This is a genomic window from Micrococcus sp. LASM2_SD2 (genome assembly GCF_057364565.1).
This window is the reverse complement of sequence record NZ_JBNFOB010000160.1, coordinates 1-5,567: the sequence shown is the minus strand read 5'-3', so window position 1 is coordinate 5,567 and position 5,567 is coordinate 1. Positions and strand designations below refer to the sequence as shown.

Annotated in this window: 3 protein-coding genes and 2 pseudogenes; 3 read left to right on the top strand and 2 right to left on the bottom strand. The window is 71.3% G+C overall.

Annotated features, from left to right (window positions below):
• Positions 1–35 precede the first annotated feature (35 nt).
• Both AC2W7A_RS08810 and AC2W7A_RS08805 read right to left on the bottom strand, forming a co-directional pair.
• Positions 36–464: a DUF1990 domain-containing protein gene (locus tag AC2W7A_RS08810; RefSeq protein WP_485991033.1), complete on the bottom strand. Its 429-nt coding sequence runs from the start codon at positions 462–464 to the stop codon at positions 36–38.
• 101 nt (positions 465–565) lie between these two features.
• A pseudogene (locus AC2W7A_RS08805) lies at positions 566–1,989 on the bottom strand (dicarboxylate/amino acid:cation symporter).
• A 229-nt stretch (positions 1,990–2,218) separates the two neighbouring features.
• On the opposite strand from AC2W7A_RS08805, the gene AC2W7A_RS08800 reads away from it, so the two are divergent.
• The 3 genes and pseudogenes from AC2W7A_RS08800 to AC2W7A_RS08790 form a co-directional block, all read left to right on the top strand.
• Positions 2,219–2,914 (top strand): hypothetical protein, encoded by a 696-nt coding sequence (locus tag AC2W7A_RS08800; RefSeq protein ID WP_485991032.1) that lies wholly within the window; start codon positions 2,219–2,221, stop codon positions 2,912–2,914.
• A gap of 69 nt (positions 2,915–2,983) precedes the next feature.
• Positions 2,984–4,528, top strand: a complete 1,545-nt coding sequence (gene guaB, locus AC2W7A_RS08795) for an IMP dehydrogenase (protein WP_485991031.1) — start codon at positions 2,984–2,986, stop codon at positions 4,526–4,528.
• Between the two features lie 151 nt (positions 4,529–4,679).
• A pseudogene (locus AC2W7A_RS08790) lies at positions 4,680–5,567 on the top strand (GuaB3 family IMP dehydrogenase-related protein); the annotation flags it as partial.

Sequence of the window (5,567 nt, the reverse complement as noted above, 5' to 3'; positions counted from 1 at the left end):
CTCACGTGAGGTGCGGGGGGCGTCGTCGTGTGCGCTCAGCCCCAGGGGAAGCGCAGGTACCGGCAGGTGAGGGGCGCGCTGGGGTCAGGCGCACGACCGGGGGCCAGCGCCCGGGACCAGCGCGTCCCCGGGCGGGAGAACGCGCGGATCCGGAACAGCACCCGCCCGCTGCCCGGCTCCAGGCGCAGCAGGAAGAGCTCCTCCCCGGACTCCGGATGGCCCGGCAGGGTGCCATAGGCGAAGCCGGCGCGGTCCGGCTCGTCGACGACCGCGACCACTTCGCAGCGGAACCGCGGCAGCACCGCCTCCGGGAGCAGGCGGACGGGCGCCAGACCCGCCCCCGGGACCAGGGTGACCCGGGAACCGGGGGCCGGTGTCGCCGTGGGACGGACCCGAAGCCGGCGGCACGCTGCGGTGCCCAGGCGAACAGGCGGGCACGGGCACGCTCGAGCGCAGGGCGCCATGGCCGACGACCCGCTCCACGTCCAGGTGGTCGGTGCCGGGCGGCAGCTCACCGAGCGTGGCGCATGCGGGGGAGTAGGTCAGCTCATCGGACATGGGGCCATCATCGCGGATCCGCGGCGGCGGGGTCCTCATGCCGGCGGGCGTCCACGATCTCCTCGTCGTCCTCGAGGATGTTCACCCGCTCGCCGTCGAAGCGCTCCAGGTCCAGGATGCGCTCCTGCTTGGCCACGAGTGCCGGGATCAGGGCCTGCCCGGCCACGTTGGTGGCGGTGCGGCCCATGTCCACGATCGGGTCCACGGCCAGCAGCAGGGCCATGCCCTCCAGCGGCAGGCCCGCGGTGGACAGCGTGAGCGTGAGCATCACGGTGGCACCGGTGGTGCCCGCCGTGGCGGCCGAGCCCAGGACGGAGACCAGGACGATCAGGGCGTACTGGCCCAGCGAGAGGTCGATGCCGTAGAACTGCGCCACGAACAGGGCGCGATCGCCGGGTAGATCGCGGCACAGCCGTCCATCTTGGTGGTGGCGCCCAGGGGCACCGCGAACGAGGCGTAGCCGGTGGGCACGCCGAAGTTGCGCTCGGCCACGCGCTGGGTCACCGGCAGGGTGCCGATCGAGGAGCGGGACACGAAGCCCAGCTGCACGGCCGGCCATACGCCGGAGAAGTACTGGCGCACCGAGAGCCCGTGCAGCTTCACCAGGGCCGGGTAGAGGGCGAAGAGGACCAGGGCGAGGCCCACGTAGATCGCCACCACGAACTTCAGCAGCGTGCCCATGGTGGTCCAGCCGTAGGAGGCCACGGCGTTGCCGAGCAGGCCCACGGTGCCCAGGGGCGCCAGGCGGATGATCCACCACAGCACCTTCTGGATCACGGCCAGCACGGAGCGGGAGAAGGACAGGAACGGCTCCGCCTTCTCACCCACCTTGAGCGCGGCCACGCCGACGGCGATGGAGATGACGAGGACCTGCAGCACGTTGAAGCCGGGCGAGACGGAGACGGCGCCGGACTCGGCCACGGACGCGGAGGCCTCGAGGCCGAGGAAGTTCACGGGGATCAGGCCCTGCAGGAAGTCGAGCCAGCCGACCTCGCGCGCCGTGTAGTCGGTGGGCGCGGACTGGCCGGTGCCCACGCCCGGCCGCATCACGGCGCCCACCCCGATGCCGATCAGCACGGAGACCAGGGAGGTGAGGGCGAACCAGAGGAGGGTCTTGGCCGCCAGGCGGGCGGCGTTCGCCACCTGCGCCAGGTTGGCGATCGAGGCGACCACCGCGAAGAAGACCAGCGGCACCACGGTGGCGCGCAGCAGGGAGATGTAGGAGGAGCCCAGCGTGGCCAGGCCCTCGCCCAGCCAGGTGGGGGTGTCCTCGGTGTGGCCGGTGGCGCGGGCGAGCAGGCCCAGGGCCAGGCCCAGCACGAGGGCGATGAGGATCTGCGGGCCGAAACGGGTGTACCAGGGGGACCGGTGGGCGGGCCTCGTGTCCGCGCGCGGAGACGAGGACGTGGGGGAGGAGCTCTGCGACGTCATCGGGCGAGCATAGGCCGTGCTCAGGCCGGGGGCCGTCCGCGGGGTCACCCGGAGCAACAGTGGTGAGGTTCGGCACAGTGGGCGGACTTCCCGGTATCGGGGCGCCCTCAGAGGTGGTCGCGGCACAGCTGCCCGTGGTGAACTTCATGCACCCTGCACAGCGGGGGCGTTGTTCAGCACTCGGTGGCGTACGACCTCCGAGGCCCTGGACGCAAAGGAGGCCACCCCCATGACCGCGCCTCTCTCCCGTCGCGCCGTGACCTCAGGCCTCGCCTGGTCCGTCCCCGCGATCGCCGCGGCCACCGCCGCGCTCTCCGTCGCCGCCTCGTTCCCGTGCACCAGGCAGATCGACGACGCCTTCGCCGCCGCCCAGGCATACGTCCGGCAGAACTACCTCTGCGACGGTCAGCCGGTGAAGCTGCAGCTCAACTTCTACCAGCCGGCCGGTGTCGGCGATTCGGTCGCCCAGCAGGTCTACGTGAACGTGAAGAACCTGTCCCCGTGCAACGTCACCTTCTCTCCGGAGTATCCGCTGCAGCTCGACATCCAGGTGCGCAACAACACCGTCCTGGACGACGTCGGGCGGTCCGTCACTCGCTTCGCCACGTCGTGGGGTTCCGGGCGGGTGCTGTCCTACCCGATGAACAACAGGCCGGTGGGATCGGTGAACCACGACTTCGACTGGGCGTTCTCCGGGACCCTCCCGGGGCCGGGCTGGGGGACAACGAGGCCGACCTCGCCATGGACTTCGGCGACGGCCTGCCGATCGCGGCCGGCACCATGGTCGACTCCCGCCGGACGGGCAACCACCCGACGCGACTGCTGGCCGATCGCTCGAACGGGATCTTCTGACCGGCGTCGTCCGCGCGGAGGGCCAGGCGCTCCCTGCCTCCTCGGCAGGGGCCACGGTCGTGTCCGTGTCTAGACTGGCGTGGTGCGGTCGTCCTGCATGACGCACCTGCCCCCCGATCCTCACCCGAAAGGTTCTGCGCCCGTGAACGTCACGTCCTCTGGTCCCTCGCCGGATCCCGTCGCCACCGCCGCCGACCCGTTCGGGTTCTTCGGCCTCACCTATGACGACGTCCTGCTCCTGCCGAACGCCACGGACGTCATCCCCGCCGATGCCGACGTCTCGACCCGCCTGACCAAGCGGATCAGCCTGAACATCCCGATCATCTCCGCAGCCATGGACACCGTGACCGAGGCGCCGCTGGCGATCGCCATGGCCCGGCAGGGCGGCATGGGCGTCATCCACCGCAACCTGTCCATCGAGGACCAGGCCTCCCACGTGGACCGCGTGAAGCGCTCCGAATCCGGCATGATCACCGATCCGGTGACCATCGGTCCGGACGCCACACTCGCCGAGCTGGACGACCTGTGCGCGCAGTACCGCGTCTCCGGTCTGCCGGTGGTGGGCGAGGACCGCACCCTGCTGGGCATCATCACGAACCGCGACACCCGCTTCATCCCGCACGAGGAGTGGGACACGCGCACCGTGGAGACCGCCATGACCCGCATGCCGCTGGTCACCGCGCGTGAGGGCATCTCCCGAGAGGAGGTCCTCAAGCTCTTCTCCGAGAACCGCGTGGAGAAGCTGCCGCTGGTGGACCGCAGGGACCGCCTCACCGGACTGATCACCATCAAGGACTTCGACAAGGCGCAGAAGTACCCGGGCGCCGCGAAGGACGAGGAGGGCCGCCTGCGCGTCGGCGGTGCCGTGGGCTTCTTCGGCGACGGCTGGGAGCGTGCCATGGCGCTCGTGGAGACCGGTGTGGACGTGCTCGTGGTGGACACCGCGAACGGCCACACCCACGGTGTCCTGGACATGGTCGCCCGCCTGAAGAAGGAGAAGGCGGCCAAGCACGTGGACGTGATCGGTGGCCAGGCGGCGACCTACGCCGGCGCCAAGGCGATCGTGGACGCCGGCGCCGACGCCGTGAAGGTCGGCGTGGGCCCGGGGTCCATCTGCACCACCCGTGTGGTGGCCGGCGTGGGCGTCCCGCAGATCACCGCCATCTACGAGGCGGCCAAGGCCGCGATCCCTGCCGGTGTGCCGGTGATCGCCGACGGCGGCCTGCAGCATTCGGGGGACATCGGCAAGGCCCTCGTGGCCGGCGCGGACTCCGTGATGCTCGGCTCCCTGCTGGCCGGCACCGCCGAGTCCCCGGGCGACCTGGTCTTCTACCAGGGCAAGCAGTTCAAGGCCTACCGCGGCATGGGCTCCCTGGGCGCCATGCAGACCCGCAACGGCAAGCGGTCCTTCTCCAAGGACCGCTACTTCCAGGCGGATGTGCCGAGCGAGGACAAGCTGATCCCCGAGGGCATCGAGGGTCAGGTGCCGTACCGCGGCCCAGTGGGCGCCGTGGTCCACCAGCTGGTGGGCGGCCTGCGCCAGACCATGTTCTACACCGGCTCGGCCACCGTGCCGCAGCTGAAGGAGCAGGGCCGCTTCGTGCGCATCACCGCGGCGGGCCTCAAGGAGTCGCACCCGCACGACATCATGATGACCGTCGAGGCGCCGAACTACCGGAGTCACTGACGTCTCCGGGCCGCGGGCCCGGAGCGCACCGCCGGGGCGGACCGCACCGGTCCCGCCCCTTCCCCTCTCCCCCTCCCCGCCCCGACTCCGGTCGCCGTCCCGGCTGCCGTCGCATGTCCGCCTGACGGCCGCTCTGGACTAGGCTGGAGGGGTGAGCAACGAGATCGAGATCGGACGTGGCAAGCGAGGCCGCAGGGCCTTCTCCCTGGACGACGTGTCGGTGGTCCCGGCGCGCCGCACGCGTGACCCGAAGGACGTGAACCTGTCCTGGCAGATCGACGCCTTCACGTTCGACATGCCGGTGATCGGCGCCCCGATGGACTCCGTGATGTCCCCGGACACGGCCATCGCCCTGGGGCGCCTCGGCGGTCTCGGAGTGCTCAACCTCGAGGGCCTGTGGACCCGCCACGAGGACCCCACGGCGCTGCTGCTGGAGATCGCCTCGCTGCCGGACGAGCCGGGCAGCCCCGAGGTCACCCGCCGGCTCCAGGAGGTCTACTCCGCGCCGGTCCGGGCCGAGCTGATCACCGAGCGCCTCAACCAGATCCGCGAATCGGGCGTCGTGGTGGCCGGCTCGCTCACCCCGCAGCACACGCAGGAGTTCTACCGCACGGTGCTCGAGGCCGGTGTGGACCTCTTCGTCATCCGCGGCACCACCGTCTCCGCCGAGCACGTCTCGACGGCCAAGGAGCCGCTGGACCTGAAGAAGTTCATCTACGAGCTCGACGTCCCGGTGATCGTCGGCGGCGCCGCGGCTACACCCCGGCCCTGCACCTGATGCGCACCGGCGCGGCCGGCGTGCTCGTCGGGTTCGGCGGCGGCGCGTCCTCCACCACCCGCCGGGCGCTGGGCATCCGCGTGCCGATGGCCACCGCCATCTCGGACATCGCCGAGGCGCGCCGTGACTACATGGACGAGTCCGGCGGCCGCTACGTCCACGTGATCGCCGACGGCGGCCTGGGCACCTCCGGCGACATCGTCAAGGCGATCGCCATGGGCGCCGACGCCGTCATGCTCGGCGCCACCCTCGCCCGGGCCA